The organism is Anabaena sp. CCY 9910 (assembly GCF_963920875.1).
Classification (GTDB): domain Bacteria; phylum Cyanobacteriota; class Cyanobacteriia; order Cyanobacteriales; family Nostocaceae; genus Trichormus; species Trichormus variabilis.
The window spans coordinates 1-207 of sequence record NZ_CAWUDJ010000180.1; the positions used below are offsets into that span (position 1 = coordinate 1).

At 69.6% G+C, this 207-nt stretch carries 1 protein-coding gene; it reads left to right on the forward strand.

Annotation, left to right across the window (positions count from 1 at the left end; translation table 11 throughout):
• Positions 1–17: 17 nt before the first annotated feature.
• The coding region (locus tag ACM5QX_RS29745; protein WP_414756791.1) for a hypothetical protein at positions 18–207 on the forward strand (190 nt) is incomplete at its 3' end.

Sequence of the window (207 nt, forward strand, 5' to 3'; positions counted from 1 at the left end):
GGCGGAGCTCGGCTATCATGGGCGGCGCCGCGGGCAGGGCCCGCGGTTCCCGCCAGGAGATGACGATGTTCCCCACGGAAGTCCTGATTGCCTACCTGTTCGCCTGCGGCATCATCGTGGTGTCGCCCGGACCTGACAACATCCTGGCATTGAGCCGCGGACTGAGCCAGGGCGGCGTGGCGGCGGCGGTGTCGTCATTGGGCGCCG